Below are 19,532 nucleotides of genomic sequence, written 5' to 3' on the forward strand. Positions count from 1 at the left end.
GTGGCCCACTTGTGGGGACTTGTGGGGGAGAGGGCCGCCGGGCCAGAGGGGGTTGGTGGCTGCCGACGTCGCGCATCTGTTCCCTGCTCGCCCTTCGCTCACTCCATCTCGGCGTCGTCCGCCTTGGCCGCGTGGTCGCGGTTGGCATGGATGATCTCGCGCTTGCCGACATGATTGGCCGGGCCGACGAGGCCTTCCTTCTCCATTCGTTCGACGAGGGAAGCAGCGCGGTTGTAGCCGATGCCGAGCCGGCGCTGGATATAGGAGGTCGAGCATTTCTTGTCGCGCAGCACCACTTTCACCGCCTGCTCGTAGAGCTCGTTGCCGTCTTCCGCAGCAATCGCGCTCTTGTCGAAAACGGCGCCCTGATCTTCTTCCGGCTCCTCTTCCTCCTCGTCCGCCGTCACGGTCTCCAGATATTCCGGGCGCCCCTGCGTTTTCAGATGCGCCACCACATGCTCGACCTCGAGGTCGGAGACGAAGGGGCCATGAACGCGGGCGATGCGGCCGCCGCCGGCCATGTGCAGCATGTCGCCCTGGCCCAGCAGCTGCTCGGCACCCTGCTCGCCGAGGATGGTGCGGCTGTCGATCTTCGAGGTCACCTGGAAGGAGATGCGGGTCGGGAAGTTCGCCTTGATCGTGCCGGTGATGACGTCGACCGACGGGCGCTGCGTCGCCATGATCAGGTGGATGCCGGCGGCGCGCGCCATCTGGGCGAGGCGCTGGATCGCCCCTTCGATCTCCTTGCCGGCGACCATCATCAGGTCGGCCATCTCGTCGACGATGACGACGATATAGGGCATCGGCGCCAGATCCATCTCCTGCTGCTCGAAGAGCGGCTCGCCGGTGCCCTTCTCGAAGCCGGTCTGCACGGTTGCCAGGATCGGCTCGCCCTTCTCTCGGGCGGCGGCGGCGCGCTGGTTGTAGCCGTCGATGTTGCGGACGCCGAGCCGCGACATCTTGCGATAGCGGTCTTCCATCTCGCGCACCGCCCATTTGAGCGCCATCACCGCCTTCTTCGGATCGGTGACGACCGGCGTCAAAAGATGAGGGATGCCGTCATAGACGGAGAGTTCGAGCATCTTCGGGTCGACCATGATCAGTCGGCACTCTTCCGGCTTCAGCCGGTAGAGCAGCGACAGGATCATCGTGTTGATCGCCACCGATTTGCCCGAGCCGGTGGTGCCGGCGACGAGCAGATGCGGCATCTTCGCGAGTTCGGCGATCACCGGCTCGCCGCCGATCGTCTTGCCGAGGCAGAGCGCCAGCTTGCAGCCGGTCCTTTGGAAATCATTGGATTCGATCAGCTCGCGGAAATAAACCGTCTCGCGCGTCGCGTTCGGCAGTTCGATGCCGATGACGTTGCGGCCGGGCACCACTGCGACGCGGGCCGAAAGCGCCGACATCGACCGAGCGATATCGTCGGCAAGGCCGATGACGCGCGAGGATTTGACGCCGGGCGCCGGCTCGAATTCGTAGAGGGTCACGACGGGGCCCGGACGGACATGGATGATCTCGCCCTTGACGCCGAAATCCTCGAGAACGCTTTCGAGAAGCCCGGCATTCTGCTCAAGCTGCTCCTGGGTCATGAAGAAGCCCTGGCCCTGCGGCGGCTCCTGCAGCAGCTCCTTGGCCGGAAACTCGTAGGCGGCGTCAGCCTGCTGGCGCTCGCTGCCGCCGATCGGCGGAAAGGGTGAAGCGGAACGCTGCACCACGGCCGGCATCGTGATCGCCGCCTTGGTGACCGGAACGTTGGAAACCGGCGTCTTTTCCTCGGCTTTGACGACAGGCTCGACCAGCGCCGGCGCGGCCGCCACGGCCACGGCTTCAGGCTTATCGGGGGCGCTTGTGGCCGGTACGGGAACGGGCGCGGCGATGATTGTCGTCGCCAGGCGGCATTCGACCACCCGGAACATCGAGGTAATCGCGGTTGGCGGCTGCGGCCGGATTTCCACCGGCGGCGCGGCGACAGGCTTCGGTGCCGCCGCAATCTGCTGCGACGCTTTTGCCGGTTCCTTCACCGGATCGGCGGCGACCTGCATGGCAGCCGCCATTTCGAGCGGCATGAATTCGAAGAATGCGTGATCGGAGAGGTAGGAGAGACGGGCTTCTCTTTCACCGGTCACAACCCTGGCGGCCGAATCTGATGCGGGTTCGCGGCCGGCCGGGATCATCTCGGCGACGTCCGCTGCATGGACCGCCGGCGCCAGTGTTCCGCCCGCTTCTTCCACCTCCGGCACCTCCCCTTTCACGATCGGTGCCGCATTGAGCGCCGGTTCTGCGGTGGCAGCATCGCGCGACTGTGCGGGACGCCAGGAGGGAAGCTGCTGCATCAGCACCCGCAGGAGTTCGGAGGGGCTATGGGCCGGCGTTTGGGGTTCGACAGCAGCGGGGACTGCGTCGACGGGCCCCGTTTCGGCGACGATCTCTGCTTCGACCACCTCGGCGGCAATCGCCTCGACTTCTACCTCGCCCTCATCGGCCGCGGGCGCGCGGCGCTTCATGAATTCGCGTTCGGGCGTGCGGGTGAAGCGGACATTGGGCGACAGGAAGAAATGGCTCTCCCAGCTCGGTCCGTCCGACTGGCCGGTGATCTCGGCAAGGGTCGGCAGCGGATCGCGCGTCCAGGCGGTGACCTGGGCCGGCGCATAGGGCGAGCCGTGGCCGTAGAGGCGCGCGGCGCGCCCGGCATAGCCCATATCGTCGCCCGGATGACCCGTACCCCGGCGGGGCGCTTCCGGCGCCTCGAACAGATGATCCTGCGGCGAGGCGAGGGTTGTCTGGGCATGCGAAACGTCCGGTGCTCCCGGATGCGGATGCTCGAAACCATCCGCCTCATCTGCATCATGCAAAGCTGCCGTCGAGAAATTTGTCCGGGGAATACGCATGGCCTGAAACTCGAAATTTCATCATCGAAAGGGCTGTCCCTAGCGAATAGGAAATGAAGGTTAACAACTCCCTTCCAACGGCGCCGCCGGATGGTATCTCGCTGCCCACACGAGCGCACTTTCGACGCGTCTTTCCGGCCGCTCTTTCGAGGATTTCCAGGCCTTCGACACGGACACCGCTCTGCAGGGTAACGCCGTTCAATTTCTGTTTCAGACCGGGAGAATTGCTGCCGTGTGTGGCAAAGCCGGCGAGGCCGGACCAGGCGGGAAAAACGAAGCCGCGCCGTGCCGGCCCTGGCGATCCGTTCAGGTGCTGGTGATCGTTCCATTCATGCCGTTCGGGTAAAAGCCACCTTTGGTGGCGCCCTCCTGATCGGTAAGATAGACGATGCGCAGGACTTCCTGCGGCGTTCGGGTAAAAGCAATTGCATCCGGCGTCGAGGGAACGATGTTCGCCTTGCCGTCCATCTGGAGCGGCTGGTCCTTGTCGTCCGATCCATCGATCTTGTCGCGGGCATCGGAAACCGCGGCGGCGGCCTTCCAGGCCTCCTCGCCCATCCGATAGAGCGTCGAGCGGGCCATGCCCATGTGATAGGCCTCGACGGCGAGGATCCCGGCGGCGGCGGCGAGAAACTCCTCGTTCTTCAGGACCGTCGCGGCGCCGGCATAGGCGGTCACGCCGACATCCTCGAACAGCATACCGCCGAGCACAAAGTTCATCTCGTTGCCGAAGGGATCGAAATTCTCCCCGAGGCCCGCGGCCTTCGCGACGGCGGCGAAGCCGGCATCGAAATCGATGGCCGGCCGCGACACGGCATCGGCGCCAAGGGTCTTGCGATAGAACCGGACGTGAGCAAGTTCGTTTTCCGCCACCTCGCTCATGAACTCGCCGATCGCGGGCGTCTCGAACGAAACCTGCTTGCCGCCGGTCACCGGCCCAGCGTCGGCACCCGCGTCGGCATCGTCGATCCCTTTGCCGGTCGTGCCGCGCAGGTAATACTCGGCCTCCATATATTCGAGGTTCAGCGCGAACTGGAAGACATCCTCGTCCATCGGTTCAGCTGGTTCATCCGCGCGCGAAACGCGGGCGAAGCCAGCGGTCGAGGCGAGCGTTGCTCCAAGTCCCAATTGCAACAGGCGGCGGCGCGGCAGATAAAGTGGGGGTAATGCGCGGATCATGGCTTCCTCCGAAGCCCGCCCGGCGTCAGTTTTTGGCACCCTGGATCAGGCGGGCCAATCAGGGTCCAACAGCATCAAGCGCGAAAAGTTCCGGGCCCGAACTCCTCATCCGTGTAATATGGCGGCCGCCACTGCTGGGAAAGGAACTGACATGAGCAACAATGCCGCACTTCAGAGTTCGCTTGCCTTTGTTGGCCGCCTGTTCCTCGCCGTCATTTTCGTCGTTTCCGGCATAGAGAAACTGGCCGATCCCTCCGGCACCATCGCCTATATATCGGCGGCCAACCTGCCGCTTCCAGCCGTCGCCTATGCCGGCGCGCTCGTCGTCGAACTCGGCGGCGGCATCCTGCTCGTCCTGGGTTATCAGACGAGGCTGGCAGCATTGGTCCTGGCCGTCTTCACGCTCGCCTCTGCGCTCGGTTTTCATATGGAATTCGACGATCAGAACCAGCTGATCCACTTCATGAAGAATATCGCGATTGTCGGCGGTTTTCTGCAGGTCGCCGCATTCGGCGCGGGCGGGTTCAGCCTTGACGCAAGGGCCGGCCGCACCTGATCGGAAGGATCCGACCCGCTTCTCGTCGTCGCCTCGGCGACGGGGCGGCCTCAATCTTTACTTAGTATCGCCTTAGTCCGCCTCTAGGCATGCCCTTGTGCGTCGCAACATAGCGCGCTGCAGTAACCTTTGGTTGCAAACAAGGACGAAGTGTACTGATGGCCGGCTATACCCTCCGCGAGACCCGTATCGATTGCCTGGACGGACTGCGAGGCTTGGCATCCCTCTGGGTGATGGTCGGCCATACGCTGTTGCTCACGGGCTGGCGCCTGCCTGTTCTGTCGGAGCCCGATCTCGGCGTCGATCTCTTCATCATGCTTTCCGGCTTCCTGATGGTATTTCACTATCAGCTGCGGGCCGCAAAAGAGCCGTGGGAACTGACCTCGACCTGGGCGAGCTTCTGGATCCGCCGCTTCCTGAGAATTGCGCCGCTTTACTATCTTCTTCTGGCCGTGGCTTTTGCGCTCGGTCCCTGGCTGTTCGAATCGAGGATGATCATCGACGGCTTCCTAGACAAGGCGCCGCAGTCGCCGGCGCGCTACCTCGACAACGGTCTGACGAACGGGCTGATGCATTTGAGCTTTCTGTTCGGCCTCTCCCCAGATTATGCCTACAGGACGCCGCTGCCCGACTGGAGCATCGGCCTTGAAATGCAGTTCTACGCCGCCTTTCCCTTCGTCATGCTTCTGCTGAAGAGATGCGGCTGGCTGAGGGGCGCGCTCGTCACCGCCGCTATCGCCGTCGCGATCGTCTCGACGGCCGGTCTGTTGGGGGTGCATTTCCCGATGCCCGCCTTCCTGCCGTTGAAGATGCATGTCTTCCTTTGCGGAATGCTCTTGGCGCTCGGCCTTGACGCGGAGAGGTCCAAGGCTTTCCTCTACGGCGCCGTCGCCCTGGCACTCGTGCTGCTGCCGATCGGCGGCGACATGACGGCGACGAAAATGCTGATGCGGGTCGCGCTTGTCGGGGTGTTTTTCGCCCTGCTCCATCACCGCCTGGCCGGCGAGGCGTTGGGCAAAAGGCTTCGCGCCGTGTCGTCGTCCCTCGGAAACAGGTTCTTCCACTGGCTGGGAGAGCTGTCGTTCGGGGCCTATCTCTGGCACCTCATTTTTCTGCAGCCGATCGCCGCCTATTTCATTGGCACTTTCGGCGAAATGATCTCGCCGGCCGCGCGCTTTGCGGCCGTCACCCTGATCCTTGTGCCTTTGGTCTATGCGGCTGCCTGCGCGACATTCCTTGCCATTGAACGACCGGGGCAAAAACTCGCCAAGCGCCTGATCAATCGGAGAAGACCGCAGCCGGTTCGGGCGTGAGAGAGATTGGCGGAATCCACTGCTGGCACCCCACTCGGCTCGCCCGCAATCCGTCAGACGTTCTCCGGCGTGATCGTCAGAAACCGCACCGGCTCCAGGCTCACCTCGAGGTCGATCAGGCCAAGCGACCGCAAAGTCAGGTCGATCGCGCGGCGCGCCTGGATCTCCGGCGCTTGGTCGAGGACGATCGACATGACGCCCTCGCGGAGGGCGCCGCGCGACTGGTCGGAGAGCTCGTGGCCGACCCAGAAGATGCGGCGCGACGCATGCTCCTTCAGCACCGCGGCGACGGAGCGGTTGTCGCCACCGGCGGTGTAGAGGCCGATAATTTCCGGATCGTCGCGCAGTGCCCCGTGCAGCAGCTCCATCGAGTTGAGGTCGTCGTCGCAATCGAACATCACCTGCCCGAAGAGGTGGTCGCCAGGATGGTTGGCGAGATAGGCGGAGAAGCCGCGGATGCGTTCCTTGTGGTTCTCGTAGGCACCGCTGTGGCAGAGCGCCACGAAGGACCCTGACCGTCCGGCAAGCATCCTCGAGGTGTAATAAGCGGCCGTCCGCCCCGCCGCATAATTGTCGATGCCGACATAGGGAAGTTCCGGCGCCGGCCGCGTCATGATCTGCACCACCGGCGTGCCGTAGCGCGCGGCTGTTTTCAGGCTTTTCACCACGTTCGGATGGTCGGGAGCCACGACGATGAGCGCCGAACGGCGGAACCCGGGATTGGCGATGTGGTGGGCGAATTCGACCGGATCGTTCTCGCGCGCGAAGGTGCGGTGAACGGTGATGCTCTTGTCGAGCAGCGCGGCGATCCGCTCAAAGGCCTGGTTCATGCGCGAGTAGAAGCTCGTCTCGGGCCGGACCAGGATGACCTCGATCCGGATCAGGCCGCGATGCGCCTCCGGTAGCCTGTGCCGGTAGTCGAGCTTTCGGACCGCGAGGAACACCCGCTCGACCGTTTCCGGCCTGACGCCGCCGCGGCCGTTGACGACACGCTCGACGGTGGCGGTGCCGACACCCGCCTCCCGCGCCACATCCTTCAAGGTCGCTTTCACCAATGCGCGCTTGCTCCCGGAAAATTCCACTCCGGTTCAGCATCCAGGAATGATCAAATTTGATCAAGGAAGATTTGGGAGGCAGCGGCGGTGCTCGGTATCCTTTGCGCATCAGGAGGAGCACCCATGAAGATCGCACTCGACCCCTATATGCATCGCCACCTCGGTCTCAACGACCTGTGCCGCAAGGCGGCAGAGCTCGGCTACGATCATATCGAGCTGTCGCCGCGCGACGATTTCCTTCCCTGGTGGGTGCGGCCGCGCGCCCACAAGGAGCGGATCGCCGAGTTCAAGGCGGCGCTAAAGGATCACGGCGTCAAGCTCGCCTCGATCCTGCCGATGTATCGCTGGGCGAGCCCGCATGAAGACGAGCGCCAGGCGGCGGTGCGCTACTGGAAGCAAGCGATCGAGGTCGCCGTCGAGATGGGCTGCGACACGATGAACTCCGAATTCGGCCGTGGCCCGTCGCCCGACCGCAACCATCGCTCCAATTGCTGCGGCGGCATGCACACGCACGAGCACAGCGAGGCGGCCTGGTGGCGCTCGATGGAGGAGCTGGTGCCGGTCTTCGAAAAGGAAGGCGTGACGCTCAACATGGAGCCGCACCCGGAAGACTGGTGCGAGACCCTCCACCCGGCGATCGACATGCTGAAGACGATCGGCTCGAAGAACGTCAAGTTCCTCTACTGCGCCCCGCACACCTTCTATTTCGGCGACGACATGGCGAAGATGATCCGCGATGCCGGGCCGCTGATTACCCATGTCCATGTCGCCGACACGTATAACCACAAGGCATCTTCGGGGCTTCGCTACATCATCAACCCGCCCGGCGCCAAGGTGACCATCCACCAGCACATGGACATCTACCAGGGCGAGATCAACTGGGACGTCTTCTTCTCCTCGCTCGCCGCGGTCGGCTTCGACGGCATCGTCACTGCCTGCGTTTTCGGCTGGGAAGATCGCGCCGACGAGTCGGGCCGCTTCATGCGTGCGGAGATCCAGAAATACGTCGACAAATACTGGCCGGGCAAGGCTGCGTAGGGCCTTCCTTACACAACAAGGACAACATTCGTGACCATCACCATCACGACCGCCCCCTGCTGCTGGGGCGTGGACGACGTCAAGAACCCGAACCTGCCCGCCTGGGAACGCGTCTTCGACGAGGCCGCCGCCGCCGGCTATGGCGGTCTCGAACTCGGCCCCTACGGCTATGTGCCGCTCGACTCCGAACGGGTCGCCAAGGCGCTCGCCGACCGCAAGCTCTTCATCGTCGCCGGGACGATCTTCGACGATCTTGTCTCGCCCGAAAACCGCGAGAATCTGTTGCGCCAGACCCACGAGATCTGCGCCGTCATCACCAGGCTGCCGCAGCCCGAACAGCTCGCCGGCCAGCGTTTCAGGACGCCATACCTGACGGTGATGGACTGGGGCCACGACGAACGCGATTTTGCCGCCGGCCATTCCGACCGGGCGCCGCGGCTCTCGGATGAAGCCTGGGCAGGCATGGTCGCCACCATCAAGGCGATCGCCGAGCTTGCGAGGAGCAAATACGGCGTGCGCGCCGTCATCCATCCGCATGCCGGCGGCTATATCGAATTCGCCGACGAGATCGAGCGGATCGCTCGCGACGTGCCGGCGGAGCTTGCCGGCTTCTGCATCGACACCGGCCACAGCTATTACGCCGGCATGGATCCGGTCGAGACGCTGAAGCGCTACGCCGACCGGCTCGACTACGTCCACTTCAAGGACATCGACGAGACGGTCTTCCGCCGCGTGCTCGGCGAGGAAATCCGCTTCTTCGAGGCCTGCGCCCAAGGGGTAATGTGCCCGATCGGCCGTGGCGTCATCGACTATCGGCCGGTCAAGCAGGCTCTCGAGGAGATCGGCTATCACGGCTTCATCACCGTCGAGCAGGAGCGCGACCCTTTAAGCGTCGCCGGCAGCCTCGCGGATGTGCAGGAAAGCCGCGACTATCTGCGCTCGGTCGGGTTTTAGAGGTGATGGAGGTCGGGTACGTGTCGCACCCCCTCTGCCCGGCAGGCAGAGGGGGTGACCCCGGACACCAGCGGAAAAGCAACACCAACCCTTAGGAAGGAACAATGTCAGTGAAGAAGACAAACCCGATCCGCTGGGGCATGGTCGGCGGCGGGTGCGGCAGCCAGATCGGCTATATCCATCGCTCGGCCGCACTCCGCGACGACACGTTCGAACTGGTGGCCGGCGCCTTCGACATCGATCCGGAGCGCGGCCGCGCCTTTGGGGTGGATCTCGGGCTCGACGAGGCCCGGAGCTATCCGGACTACGAGACGATGTTCGCCGAGGAGGCGAAGCGCGCCGACGGCATCGAAGCGGTCTCGATCGCCACGCCGAACAACACCCATTTCTTGATCTGCAGGGCGGCGCTCGAACACGGCCTCAACGTCATCTGCGAAAAGCCGCTCTGTTTCACGGTCGCGGAAGCGAAGGAGTTGAAGGCGCTCGCCGAAGCGCGCGGGCTGACCGTCGGCGTCACCTATGGCTATGCCGGCCACCAGATGATCGAGCAGGCCCGCGCCATGGTGAGGAACGGCGACCTCGGCGAGATCCGCATCGTCAACCTGCAATTTGCCCATGGCTTCCACAGCGCCGTCGTCGAGGAGCAGAACCCGTCGACACGCTGGCGGGTCGATCCGAAGTTCGCCGGTCCGAGCTATGTGCTCGGCGACGTCGGCACCCACCCGCTCTATATTTCCGAGGTGATCCTGCCGCACCTGAAGATCAGGCGGCTGATGTGCGTGCGCCAAAGCTTCGTCAAGAGCCGCGCGCCGCTCGAGGATAATGCCATAACCCTGATGGAATACGACAACGGCGCCGTCGCCAATGTCTGGTCGAGCGCCGTCAATGCCGGCTCGATGCACGGCCAGAAGGTCCGGATCGTCGGCTCGAAGGCGAGCATCGAATGGTGGGACGAGCGGCCGAACCAGCTTTCCTACGAGATCCAGGGCGAGCCGGTCCGCATCCTGGAACGCGGCATGGACTATCTCTACCCGCAAGCCCGGCTCGACGACCGCATCGGCGGCGGCCATCCAGAGGGGCTGTTCGAGGCCTGGGCCAATCTCTACCGCCGCTTCGCTCTCGCCATTACTGGCAATCGTGGCCTTGCGCCCGAGGGTATCGAAGACCTGGCCTTCCCGGGTATCGATGCCGGCTTGGAAGGCGTGCGCTGGGTCGAGAACTGCGTCCGTTCGGCCGATGCCGGCGGGGTTTGGTTGGAGTACGAGTAGAGAGTTACGGCTTTCCATCCCTCCGCTCGTCCTTTCCTACCGTTCGGTTTCAAGACACCGCCTCTAGGCTTGCCCCGCCGAAGCCTGTGGCAACAACGCACCGAGCGGCAGGACGGTTTCTTCCTTGACGGTCTTGGTGACGATGTAGGTGAAATAGCGATCGATGCCGAGTTCGCGGCCGAGCAACTCGTCGACCAGCCGCTGATAGGCGTCGATGTCGGCCGTCACCACCTTGAGGATATAATCCACCCCGCCGCCGACCGACCAGCAGGCGACGATCTCGGGAATTACGGCGATGGCGCGCTCGAACCGGTCGAAATCCGCCTGCCGGTGATTGGCAAGGGTCACCTCCATCATCACACTTGCGACCGGAGCCACCCGTCGCAGCGCCACGCGCGCATGGTAGCCGGCGACGATGCCGGCCTTTTCCAGTTTTCTGAGCCGCATCCAGCAGGGCGTCGGCGAAAGCCCCGCCTTTTCGGCCAGCGCCAGCTTGGTGATGCGCCCGTCGGCCTGGATCGCCTCGAGGATGCGCAGATCGATCGCGTCAAGTTTCATGCGGGGCGCCCCTCCTGAAGTCGAAATCCGGGAAAAGACATTGGGTTCTCACTTTTGCATTGTCAATTGAGCTGATTTTAATCACAGTTCAAATCATGACAAATTGGATGCCCGACACAACGCTTCTGCGCCGCCCGGCCTATCTCTCGCTGGCCGATCAAATTGCCCGTGCGATCGAGGAGGGCCGGTTGCAGAACGGCACGCGGCTGCCGACGCATCGCAAGCTTGCCGACGATTTGAAGCTGTCGGTGCAGACGGTGAGCCGGGCCTATGACGAGCTCATCCGGCGCGGGCTGATTTCGGGCGAGGTCGGGCGCGGCAGCTTCGTTCAGACGCGGCCGCGCGAGCCGGATCCGCCCTATCTGCCGGAGCGGCTCGGCGAACTGATCGACCTTTCGATCCTGAAGCCGGTCTGCGAGCAGATACATCTCGAAAAGATGCGACAGGCCTTCGCGTGGCTTGCCGAGAACCTGCCGGCAAGCTCGGCGCTGTCCTTCCGGCCGAACATGGTGTTCCCGCGCCACCGCACAATTGCGGCGGAATGGCTTTCGCGCTGCGGGCTCGACGTCTCGCCGCTCAATATCAGCCTCACCAACGGCGCGACCTCCGCCATGACCGTCGCTTTGATGAGCGTCGCTCCGCCCGGTTCGACCATCGCGACGGAGGCGATCAGCCATCACACGCTGGTGCCGCTGTCGACCTATCTCGGCATTCATCTCCAGGGCATCGCGATCGATGACGACGGGATGGTGCCGGAAGCGCTCGACGAAGCCTGTCGCAAGGGGGTCATCCGCGCGATCTTCCTACAGCCCTCAGTGATCAATCCCACGGCGACCTTGATGAGCCGCGAGCGCCGAGCCGCGCTCGCGGAAGTGGCGCGCCGGCACGACATCGCCATCATCGAAAACGATATTCTTGGGCCACTGGTCGAGGAGCGTCTGCCGCCGGTGGCGGCGCTGGCGCCGGAACGCACCCTTTACGTGACGAGCTTCACCAAGATCACCGTGCCGGGCCTCAGGATCGGCTATCTGGTGGCGCCGGACCGCTACGTCGCGGCGGTCGCCAATCGGCATCTCGTCTCGAACTGGATGGCGACGCCGTCGATCGCCGAGATCGCCACCCGTTGGGTGAGCGACGGCACGGCGATCGACCTCGTCAATTGGCAGCGCCGGGCTCTCGCCGCCCGCCACGCCATCGCCACCGAGACGTTCGGCCGACTTCCCCACCGCAGCCATCCGCAGAGCCTGCATGTCTGGCTGCCGCTCCCCGAGGGCCACGCGGAGGAGGCCTTCGTCTCCCAGGCGCGCCTGCGCGGTGTGGCGATCGCGCCGGGCGCGTCCTTCCGCACCGCCGACAGCGGCTGGCGCCCGGCCGTGCGCATCTCGCTCGGCTCGACCAGCGAACAGGAGCTCAAAACCGGGCTAGGCATCGTCGCCTCGCTGGCGCTTGGCGACCCGGAGGCATTGCTGCTCGCGATCTGATGTGGATGCAAAACTTGCTCATCGTCGAATAATTGTCGTGAGATTATTATTCACATTGACATGATTTCGGAACCGGATCATCGTTAGGACATTACCGCTCTCAAAGGGAGAGATGCGAATGCCCGAGCCGATCATCCGCATCGACAACATCGTCAAGAGATACGGTCCGCTGACCGTGCTCGATGGTCTGTCGATGGAGGTAATGCCGGGCGAGAAGCTCGCCCTCATCGGCCCGTCCGGTTCGGGCAAGACGACGATCCTGCGCATCCTGATGACGCTGGAAACGATCAGCGACGGCTTTATTCAGGTTGACGGCGAGCAGCTCTATCACATGAAGAAGGCGGGCAGTCTCGTTCCGGCCGACGAGCGGCATCTCCATAAGATGCGCGAGAAGATCGGCATGGTCTTCCAGCACTTCAACCTGTTTCCCCATAAATGCGTGCTCGACAACGTCACATTGGCGCCGATGCTGACAAAGGGCGTTCCGCGTGCGGCGGCGGAAAAGCGGGCGATGGAGCTTCTTGACATGGTCGGGCTCGCCGACAAGGCGAAGAGCATGCCGGCCCAGCTCTCCGGCGGCCAGAAGCAGCGCGTCGCGATCGCCCGGGCGCTGGCGCTGTCGCCGAAGATCATGCTGTTCGACGAGGTGACCTCCGCGCTCGATCCCGAGCTCGTCGAGGAAGTCCTGAACGTCATGCGCAAGCTGGCGGCCGAAACGGACATGACGATGCTGCTCGTCACCCATGAAATGGGCTTTGCCCATGATTTCGCCGATCGGGTGCTCTTCTTCGACCGCGGCAAGATTGTCGAGGAGGGGAGGCCCGAAGACATCTTCCGGCACCCGAAACAGGAACGCACGCAGACCTTCCTGCGCAAGATCATAGCGGCAGGGCACCGCGTCTGAGCTCTCGGGCCCGACATTGCCTCAAGCAACAACGTGAAGAGAACAACAGAGGAGTTGGGAACGATGACACTGAAAGCTTTGATGGCAATGGCGGCAGGTGCGACGGCGTTGATGGCAATTGCCGCGGCGACGCCCGTCGCGGCGGATGAGAACAAGCTCGAGGAACTGAAGGAACAGGGCTTCGCGCGTGTCGCCATCGCCAACGAGCCGCCCTTTACCGCCGTCGGCGCCGACGGCAAGGTCTCCGGTGCCGCGCCGGATGTGGCCCGCGAGATCTTCAAGCGGCTCGGCGTGCCGGAAATCGTCGCCTCGATCTCCGAATATGGCGCGATGATCCCCGGCCTGCAGGCGGGCCGTCACGACGCGATCACCGCCGGGCTTTTCATGAAGCCGGAGCGCTGCGCCGCGGTTGCCTATTCGCAGCCGATCCTCTGCGACGCCGAGGCCTTCGCGCTGAAGAAGGGCAATCCGCTCAAATTGAAGAGCTACAAGGACATCGCCGACAATCCGGATGCGAAGATCGGTGCGCCGGGCGGCGGCACGGAAGAGAAGCTGGCGCTCGAAGCCGGCGTGCCGCGTGACCGCGTTATCGTCGTGCCGGACGGCCAGAGCGGCATGAAGATGCTGCAGGACGGCCGCATCGACGTCTACTCGCTGCCGGTGCTTTCGATCAACGACCTCGTCTCGAAGGCCAACGACCCCAATATCGAAGTGGTCGCGCCGGTCGAAGGCGCCCCGGTCTATTGCGACGGCGCCGCCTTCAGAAAGGGCGACGAGGCGTTGCGCGATGCCTTCGATGTCGAACTCGCCAAGATGAAGGAATCCGGCGAGTTCGCCAAGATCATCGAGCCCTATGGCTTCTCGGCCAAGGCGGCGATGTCGACGACGCGCGAGAAACTCTGCGCCGCGCAATAAGCCTGGGCTGGGGCTTCCCGCCGCCTTTTCACCGGAGCGACACCGGGGGAAGGCGGCATGGAAGGCCCCGTCGAACCGAGCCGCACTCTGACTGGAACAATTGAACGATGATCGACTGGTCCGGCTATATCGGATTGATCCTTGAAGGCGCCTGGGTGACCGTCCAGCTCACCCTGATGGGCTCGGCGCTGGCCGTCGTGGTCGCCTTTGCGGCGGGGCTCGGGCGCGTCAGCCGGTTCATGGTGGTGCGCGCGCTTGCCACGACCTATATCGAGTTCTTCCGCGGCACATCGATCTTCGTCCAGCTCTTCTGGGTCTATTTCGTGCTGCCCTTTGCCGGCATCACGCTGACGCCGCTGCAAGCCGGCGTGCTGGCGCTGGGCCTGAATGTCGGTGCCTATGGCGCGGAAGTGGTGCGCGGTGCCGTAAAAGCGATCGGCCGCGAGCAGCGCGAAGCCTGCACCGCGCTCAACCTCTCGCGTTACCAGGCGATGCGCCACATCATCCTGCCGCAGGCGCTGCCGCTGATGCTGCCGACCTTCGGCAACAATGCGATCGAGCTCCTCAAGGGGACGGCGGTCGTCTCGCTGATCTCGCTCACCGACATGACCTTCCAGGCCCAGGTGGTGCGCGCGCAGACGGGCAGCACGCTGATCCCCTTCGCGACGATCCTGGTGCTCTACTTCGTCATGGCCTGGTTGATCTCGCTCGGCATGCGCTGGCTGGAGCGCCGGGTGACGCGTGGCCTCGACGGCGTGAGGGCCTGACCATGGAATGGGATTGGGAATTCGTCCGCCAAATCATGCCGACCCTCATCGAGGGGCTGCAGATCACCATTCTCGCCACCATTCTCGGTGCGGCGGTCGCCGCCGTGGTCGGCCTCGTCTTCGCGATCCTGCGCATGGTGGCGACGGCGCCGATCGCGCGCACCACGAGCTTCGCGGTGGAGTTCATCCGCGGCACGCCTTTGCTGGTGCAGCTCTATTTCATCTTCTACGTGCTGCCGGATATCGGCATCCGACTGCCGGCGCTGCTCGCCGGCGTCATCGGTCTCGGCATCCATTACGGCACCTACGCCGCCGAGGTCTACCGGGCCGGCATCGAGAACGTGCCGCGCGGCCAGTGGGAAGCCGCCAAGGCGACGAACCTCTCCGCCCGCCAGACCTGGGTCCACGTGATCCTGCCGCAGGCGATCCCGCCGATGATCCCGGCGCTCGCCAATTACCTGATCGCCATGTTCAAGGAGACGCCGCTGCTTTCGGCAATCACGGTGCTAGAACTGATGAACCAGGCGAAAAGCATCGCCAACAGCAATTATCGCTATATCGAGCCGATGACGCTGGTCGGCGTCTTCTTCCTGATCATGAGCCTCATCTCGGTCTTCTTCCTGCGCTGGCTAGAAGAGCGCTACGCACGGGTGGACGAACGCTGATGGAAACGCCTGTCGCTCTTTCTTTGGCAGCGCGCGCACCGCGCCTCGACGACCGGCCGCTGGAAAAGCGCATCGGCCTCATCATCCTTGCCACCGATCACACCACCGAAGCGGACTTTCATCGGCTGGTGGCCTCGGACCGGATCGGCGTTCATGTCACGCGCATTCCTTATGCCAATCCGGTGACGCCGGAGAACCTGCGGGCGATGCAGCCGTCGCTGACGGCGGCGGCAGGCCTGATCCTGCCCGACGAGGCGCTCGACGTCGTGATGTATTCCTGCACTTCGGCATCCGTCGTCATTGGCGATAAGGAGATCGCTGCAGCGGTCAAGGCCGCCAAGCCCGGGGCTGCCGTAGTGACGCCGACGGCGGCGGCGGTCGAAGGCTTGCGGACGCTCGGCGCGACGCGAATTTCCGTGCTCACCCCCTATACGGTCGAGACCAGCCGGCCGATGGCGGATTATTTTGCGGCCTTCGGCTTCGAGATCGACCGCTTCACCTGCCTGGGGCTTTCCGACGACCGGGAAATGGCCCGGATCGCGCCTTCGGAGATCGTCGCGTTTGCGAAGGAGGCCATGGCCCCGGAATCCGATGCCCTCTTCATCTCCTGCACCGCCGTTCGCGCCGCCGGCGTGATCGATGAAATCGAGGAGGCGATCGGCAAGCCGGTCGTCAGCAGCAATTACGCTACAGCCTGGGCCTGCCTGCGCCTCTGCAGCGACCAGGAGGCTCGGCCGCGGCTCGGGCGACTGATGGCGCTGCCACTTAAGGGGGAATGGCCGTGAACGCGTCTCTCCCCGTGACGATCGAGGATATCGAAGCCGCGGCGCGGCGTTTTTCCGGACGCGTGCTGACGACGCCGCTGGTTGCCTCGGCATCGCTGAGCCGGCTCTGCGGCGTGTCTGTCGGCCTCAAGCTCGAGCATCATCAGACGACCGGCAGCTTCAAGCTGCGCGGCGCGACCAATGCGGTGCTTTCACTCACCGCCGCGGAGCGTGCGCGCGGCGTCGTCGCGGCCTCGACCGGTAATCATGGCCGAGCACTCGCCTATGCGGCAAAGGCGGAAGGTTCGCTCGCGACGATCTGCATGTCGCACCTCGTGCCGGAAAACAAGGTCTCCGAAATCAGGCGTCTTGGCGCGGATGTCCGGATTGTCGGCAGGTCACAGGACGAGGCGCAGCAAGAGGTCGAGCGGCTGATCGCGGAAAAAGGTCTCGTGATGGTGCCGCCCTTCGACCATCCGGCAGTCGTCGCAGGGCAGGGGACGCTCGGGCTCGAAATCGTCGACCAGATGCCAGAGGTCGCCGTTGTGCTGGTGCCGGTTTCGGGTGGCGGGCTGGCGGCCGGGTTGGCCGCAGCCGTCAAGGCGCGCAGGCCGGCGACGCGGGTGATCGGGCTGACCATGGAGCGCGGCGCCGCGATGAAGACGAGCCTCGCCGCCGGCACCCCCGTGCTCGTCGAGGAACAGCCGAGCCTTGCCGATTCGCTTGGCGGCGGCATCGGGCTCGACAATCGCGTGACATTTAGCATGTGCCGGGAGCTCCTCGACGACATCATCCTTGTGACAGAGGCGGAAATCGCCGCCGGCATGCGCCACGCCTATGCCGAGGAGCGCGAGATCGTCGAGGGGGCCGGGGCGGTCGGGATCGCGGCGCTTCTCGCCGGCAAGATCAAGACGATCGTCGGTCCGATCGCAGTCATTCTCTCCGGCCGCAATGTCGATATGGGCCTGCATCTCAGCGTGATGAACGGCGAAACGGATCCGTTTCGCAAGGAGGCAGCGGCATGACGAGGATGACGATTCTCACCGAGGCGGAGCTGCGTCGCATCGTGCCGCTCGATCGCGAAGCGGTCGCCTGCGTCGAGAATGCCTTCCATGCGCTCGCCACCAGGGCGGTGGCGATGCCGCCGATCCTGAGGCTCGACATTCCTGAGCATCGCGGCGAGGTCGACGTCAAGACGGCCTATGTGTCCGGCCTCGACGGTTTCGCTATCAAGATCAGCCCCGGCTTCTTCGACAATCCGAAGATCGGCCTGCCGAGCACCAACGGCATGATGGTGCTGCTTTCGAGCCGCACCGGGCTGGTGCAGGCCTTGTTGCTCGACAATGGATACTTGACGGACGTCCGCACGGCTGCCGCTGGTGCCATCGCGGCTAAGCACTTGTCGCGGGAAGGTGCATCCGTTGCCGCGATCTTCGGTGCGGGCATGCAGGCCAGGCTGCAGCTTGAAGCGCTGACCCTCGTCCGCCCGATCCGCGAGGCGCGGCTCTGGGCCCGCGATGCGGCGAAGGCCGAAGCGGTTGCGATCGTACTGGCCGGAAAGCTCGGCTTTCCGGTCAAGGCCTCAATCGAGCCGGAGGCAGCCGTCGCGGGCGCCGATATCGTCGTCACCACCACCCCGTCGGAGAAGCCGATCTTCATGGCCGGCTGGCTTGAGCCGGGTCAGCATGTCACCGTCATGGGCTCCGATGCCGAGCACAAGAACGAGCTTGATCCGCGGGCGATCGCCCGCGCCACCTATGTCGCCGACAGCCTGAAGCAGACGCGCCGTCTCGGTGAACTGCACCACGCGGTTGCTGCTGGCGTCGTGGCACCGGATGCCGAGTTCGCCGAGCTCGGCCAGGTGATCGCCGGTCTGAGGGCGGGACGCACGAGCGCGAACGAGATCACCATCGCCGACCTGACCGGTACCGGCATCCAGGACACCGCCATCGCCACGCTCGCCTTCGCGCGGGCGAATGCCGCGAACGCAGGAACGACGTTCGAGAGTTGACGCCGGCATTTCCGGCAAAACGAGGGAAGAGACATGACCCAACCCAACCTCAAATTCTCCCTTGGGGAATATGAAGCGCGGCTCAGAAAGACCCGCCAGGCGATGGAAGCCAAGGGCATCGAGCTCCTGATCGTCAGCGACCCGTCCAACATGGCATGGCTCACAGGCTATGACGGCTGGTCCTTCTATGTGCATCAGGCGGTGATCGTGCCGCCTTTAGGAGAGCCGATCTGGTTCGGCCGCGGCCAGGACGCCAACGGCGCCAAGCTGACCGCCTATCTCAACCACGAGAACATCATCGGCTATCCCGACCACTACGTGCAGTCGACCGAGCGCCACCCGATGGATTACCTCTCCGGCATCCTCGCCGATCGCGGCTGGGGGTCGCTCCGGATCGGCGTCGAGATGGACAATTACTGGTTCTCGGCGGCAGCCTTCGCTTCGCTGCAGAAGCATCTGCCGAATGCCCGCTACGTCGACGCGACGGCGCTCGTCAACTGGCAGCGCGCCGTCAAGAGCGAGACGGAAATCAAGTACATGCGCAACGCCGCCCGGATCGTCGAAGCGATGCACGCGCGCATCTTCGACAAGATCGAGGTCGGCATGCGCAAATGCGATCTGGTCGCGGAAATTTACGACGCCGGCACCCGCGGCGTCGACGGCATCGGCGGCGACTATCCGGCGATCGTGCCGCTGCTTCCCTCGGGCGTCGAAGCCTCCGCGCCGCATCTCACCTGGGACGACCGGCCGATGAAGCGGGGCGAGGGGACCTTTTTCGAGATCGCCGGCTGCTACCACCGCTATCACCTGCCGCTGTCGCGCACGGTGTTCCTCGGCAAGCCGACCCAGGCCTTCCTCGACGCCGAGAAGGCGACGCTCGAGGGCATGGAGGCGGGGCTCGCGGTCGCCAAGCCGGGCAACACCTGCGAGGACATCGCCAACGCCTTCTTCGCCGTGCTCAAGAAATACGGGATCGTGAAGGACAACCGCACCGGCTATCCGATCGGTCTTTCCTATCCGCCGGACTGGGGCGAGCGCACCATGAGCCTGCGTCCGGGCGACAAGACGGAGCTGAAGCCGGGCATGACCTTCCACTTCATGACCGGTCTCTGGCTCGAGGACATGGGCTTCGAGACCACAGAGAGCATTCTGATCACCGAAAGCGGCGTCGAATGCCTCGCCTCCGTGCCGCGCAAGCTGATGGTCAAGGACTGAG

The 19,532-nt window shown here is 64.3% G+C and carries 18 protein-coding genes; 14 read left to right on the forward strand and 4 right to left on the reverse strand.

The genetic code is table 11. The features are described from left to right. Positions 1-98 precede the first annotated feature (98 nt). Together CO656_RS00145 and CO656_RS00150 are read right to left on the reverse strand one after the other, a co-directional pair. On the reverse strand, positions 99-2,888 hold the full coding sequence (locus CO656_RS00145) for a DNA translocase FtsK (RefSeq protein WP_097524376.1): 2,790 nt from the start codon (positions 2,886-2,888) through the stop codon (positions 99-101). 306 nt (positions 2,889-3,194) lie between these two features. Beyond that, complete coding sequence (locus CO656_RS00150) at positions 3,195-4,067, reverse strand: ferritin-like domain-containing protein (RefSeq protein ID WP_097524377.1); 873 nt, start codon at positions 4,065-4,067, stop codon at positions 3,195-3,197. Between the two features lie 151 nt (positions 4,068-4,218). Between CO656_RS00150 and CO656_RS00155 the strand changes: the two genes are divergently transcribed. Continuing rightward, a complete protein-coding gene (locus tag CO656_RS00155) occupies positions 4,219-4,623 on the forward strand; it encodes a DoxX family protein (RefSeq protein WP_095678091.1) in 405 nt (134 codons plus the stop codon). 158 nt (positions 4,624-4,781) lie between these two features. Next, positions 4,782-5,936, forward strand: a complete 1,155-nt coding sequence (locus tag CO656_RS00160; RefSeq protein WP_097524378.1) for an acyltransferase — start codon at positions 4,782-4,784, stop codon at positions 5,934-5,936. A gap of 53 nt (positions 5,937-5,989) precedes the next feature. Here CO656_RS00160 and CO656_RS00165 read toward each other — a convergent pair whose 3' ends face one another. Further along, positions 5,990-6,988: a LacI family DNA-binding transcriptional regulator gene (locus tag CO656_RS00165; RefSeq protein ID WP_179864667.1), complete on the reverse strand. Its 999-nt coding sequence runs from the start codon at positions 6,986-6,988 to the stop codon at positions 5,990-5,992. A 126-nt stretch (positions 6,989-7,114) separates the two neighbouring features. On the opposite strand from CO656_RS00165, the gene CO656_RS00170 reads away from it, so the two are divergent. The 3 genes from CO656_RS00170 to CO656_RS00180 all read left to right on the forward strand — a co-directional run bounded on the left by CO656_RS00170 (position 7,115) and on the right by CO656_RS00180 (position 10,251). Next, a complete protein-coding gene (locus CO656_RS00170) occupies positions 7,115-8,029 on the forward strand; it encodes a sugar phosphate isomerase/epimerase (protein WP_097524380.1) in 915 nt (304 codons plus the stop codon). 30 nt (positions 8,030-8,059) lie between these two features. Further along, on the forward strand, positions 8,060-8,983 hold the full coding sequence (locus tag CO656_RS00175; RefSeq protein WP_097524381.1) for a TIM barrel protein: 924 nt from the start codon (positions 8,060-8,062) through the stop codon (positions 8,981-8,983). Positions 8,984-9,087: 104 nt separating this feature from the next. After that, positions 9,088-10,251 (forward strand): Gfo/Idh/MocA family oxidoreductase, encoded by a 1,164-nt coding sequence (locus CO656_RS00180; RefSeq protein WP_097524382.1) that lies wholly within the window; start codon positions 9,088-9,090, stop codon positions 10,249-10,251. A gap of 63 nt (positions 10,252-10,314) precedes the next feature. Here CO656_RS00180 and CO656_RS00185 read toward each other — a convergent pair whose 3' ends face one another. Beyond that, a complete protein-coding gene (locus tag CO656_RS00185) occupies positions 10,315-10,809 on the reverse strand; it encodes an Lrp/AsnC family transcriptional regulator (protein WP_097524383.1) in 495 nt (164 codons plus the stop codon). A 59-nt stretch (positions 10,810-10,868) separates the two neighbouring features. Here CO656_RS00185 and CO656_RS00190 point away from each other — a divergent pair, with 59 nt between their 5' ends. The 9 genes from CO656_RS00190 (at position 10,869) to doeA (ending at position 19,531) form a co-directional block, all read left to right on the forward strand. Next, positions 10,869-12,290 carry a PLP-dependent aminotransferase family protein gene (locus tag CO656_RS00190; protein ID WP_176536548.1) on the forward strand — a complete coding sequence of 474 codons (1,422 nt, stop codon included), beginning with the start codon at positions 10,869-10,871 and terminating at the stop codon, positions 12,288-12,290. A gap of 118 nt (positions 12,291-12,408) precedes the next feature. Further along, on the forward strand, positions 12,409-13,194 hold the full coding sequence (gene ehuA, locus CO656_RS00195; protein ID WP_097524384.1) for an ectoine/hydroxyectoine ABC transporter ATP-binding protein EhuA: 786 nt from the start codon (positions 12,409-12,411) through the stop codon (positions 13,192-13,194). A gap of 63 nt (positions 13,195-13,257) precedes the next feature. After that, complete coding sequence (gene ehuB / locus CO656_RS00200; protein ID WP_037416176.1) at positions 13,258-14,109, forward strand: ectoine/hydroxyectoine ABC transporter substrate-binding protein EhuB; 852 nt, start codon at positions 13,258-13,260, stop codon at positions 14,107-14,109. A gap of 107 nt (positions 14,110-14,216) precedes the next feature. Then, positions 14,217-14,876: an ectoine/hydroxyectoine ABC transporter permease subunit EhuC gene (gene ehuC, locus CO656_RS00205; RefSeq protein ID WP_037416179.1), complete on the forward strand. Its 660-nt coding sequence runs from the start codon at positions 14,217-14,219 to the stop codon at positions 14,874-14,876. A gap of 2 nt (positions 14,877-14,878) precedes the next feature. Then, the gene (ehuD, locus tag CO656_RS00210; protein WP_097524385.1) at positions 14,879-15,541 is read left to right on the forward strand and encodes an ectoine/hydroxyectoine ABC transporter permease subunit EhuD; all 663 of its coding nucleotides are present in this window, start codon (positions 14,879-14,881) and stop codon (positions 15,539-15,541) included. Beyond that, positions 15,541-16,326: an ectoine utilization protein EutA gene (gene eutA / locus CO656_RS00215; protein WP_097524386.1), complete on the forward strand. Its 786-nt coding sequence runs from the start codon at positions 15,541-15,543 to the stop codon at positions 16,324-16,326. The genes ehuD and eutA overlap by 1 nt, the downstream gene beginning before the upstream one ends. Further along, entirely contained in the window at positions 16,323-17,330 is a 1,008-nt protein-coding gene (gene eutB / locus CO656_RS00220) for a hydroxyectoine utilization dehydratase EutB (protein WP_037416200.1), read from the forward strand. Before eutA ends, eutB begins: the two co-directional genes overlap by 4 nt. Further along, positions 17,327-18,316 (forward strand): ectoine utilization protein EutC, encoded by a 990-nt coding sequence (eutC, locus tag CO656_RS00225; RefSeq protein WP_097524387.1) that lies wholly within the window; start codon positions 17,327-17,329, stop codon positions 18,314-18,316. The genes eutB and eutC overlap by 4 nt, the downstream gene beginning before the upstream one ends. A 33-nt stretch (positions 18,317-18,349) precedes the next feature. Beyond that, positions 18,350-19,531, forward strand: a complete 1,182-nt coding sequence (gene doeA / locus CO656_RS00230; protein WP_037416191.1) for an ectoine hydrolase DoeA — start codon at positions 18,350-18,352, stop codon at positions 19,529-19,531. The last annotated feature ends 1 nt before the right edge of the window (position 19,532 follow it).

It is taken from the genome of Sinorhizobium sp. FG01 (assembly GCF_002531875.1).
GTDB lineage: Bacteria > Pseudomonadota > Alphaproteobacteria > Rhizobiales > Rhizobiaceae > Sinorhizobium > Sinorhizobium fredii_C.

What these genes read in the sequence shown, in the direction of transcription:
- CO656_RS00145 (WP_097524376.1), bottom strand. Translation starts at nt 2,888, where the DNA reads ATGCGTATTCCCCGGACAAATTTCTCGACGGCAGCTTTGCATGATGCA.
- CO656_RS00185 (WP_097524383.1), bottom strand. Translation starts at nt 10,809, where the DNA reads ATGAAACTTGACGCGATCGATCTGCGCATCCTCGAGGCGATCCAGGCC.
- CO656_RS00150 (WP_097524377.1), bottom strand. Translation starts at nt 4,067, where the DNA reads ATGATCCGCGCATTACCCCCACTTTATCTGCCGCGCCGCCGCCTGTTG.
- CO656_RS00160 (WP_097524378.1), top strand. Translation starts at nt 4,782, where the DNA reads ATGGCCGGCTATACCCTCCGCGAGACCCGTATCGATTGCCTGGACGGA.
- eutA (WP_097524386.1), top strand. Translation starts at nt 15,541, where the DNA reads ATGGAAACGCCTGTCGCTCTTTCTTTGGCAGCGCGCGCACCGCGCCTC.
- doeA (WP_037416191.1), top strand. Translation starts at nt 18,350, where the DNA reads ATGACCCAACCCAACCTCAAATTCTCCCTTGGGGAATATGAAGCGCGG.
- ehuB (WP_037416176.1), top strand. Translation starts at nt 13,258, where the DNA reads ATGACACTGAAAGCTTTGATGGCAATGGCGGCAGGTGCGACGGCGTTG.
- ehuA (WP_097524384.1), top strand. Translation starts at nt 12,409, where the DNA reads ATGCCCGAGCCGATCATCCGCATCGACAACATCGTCAAGAGATACGGT.
- eutC (WP_097524387.1), top strand. Translation starts at nt 17,327, where the DNA reads ATGACGAGGATGACGATTCTCACCGAGGCGGAGCTGCGTCGCATCGTG.
- ehuC (WP_037416179.1), top strand. Translation starts at nt 14,217, where the DNA reads ATGATCGACTGGTCCGGCTATATCGGATTGATCCTTGAAGGCGCCTGG.
- CO656_RS00180 (WP_097524382.1), top strand. Translation starts at nt 9,088, where the DNA reads ATGTCAGTGAAGAAGACAAACCCGATCCGCTGGGGCATGGTCGGCGGC.
- CO656_RS00170 (WP_097524380.1), top strand. Translation starts at nt 7,115, where the DNA reads ATGAAGATCGCACTCGACCCCTATATGCATCGCCACCTCGGTCTCAAC.
- CO656_RS00155 (WP_095678091.1), top strand. Translation starts at nt 4,219, where the DNA reads ATGAGCAACAATGCCGCACTTCAGAGTTCGCTTGCCTTTGTTGGCCGC.
- ehuD (WP_097524385.1), top strand. Translation starts at nt 14,879, where the DNA reads ATGGAATGGGATTGGGAATTCGTCCGCCAAATCATGCCGACCCTCATC.